The sequence below is a fragment of the Pseudomonas sp. Mn2068 genome (assembly GCF_049319725.1).
Taxonomy (GTDB): Bacteria; Pseudomonadota; Gammaproteobacteria; order Pseudomonadales; family Pseudomonadaceae; genus Aquipseudomonas; species Aquipseudomonas gingeri.
In genome coordinates this window covers 1-233 of the sequence record NZ_JBMOUG010000042.1, presented here as the reverse complement: position 1 = coordinate 233, position 233 = coordinate 1, and the positions used below count along the sequence as shown (strand labels likewise).

General features: G+C 64.8%; 1 protein-coding gene. It reads right to left on the bottom strand.

Features of this window, described 5'->3' with window-relative positions; translation table 11 throughout:
• On the bottom strand, positions 1-233 hold a 233-nt coding region (locus ACL9RJ_RS33270), incomplete at both ends, for a transketolase-like TK C-terminal-containing protein (RefSeq protein ID WP_422766023.1).

The following is a 233-nucleotide window of genomic DNA, read 5'->3' as shown; positions in this document are numbered from 1 at the left end:
GCGATACGCGCGCCCACCTGCAGCGGCAACACCGCCTGCTTGTAGCTCGCGTCCTGGGCATCAAAGAGGCTGGTGCATGGCATCGATACCACGCGAACCTGGCGCCCCTGCTCGCTCAGCTTGTCGTACGCCTGCACCGCCAGGCCGACTTCCGAACCGGTGGCGATCAGGATCAGTTCCGGCTCGCCCGCGCAATCCTTCAGCACGTAACCGCCACGGCTGATGTTGTCGAT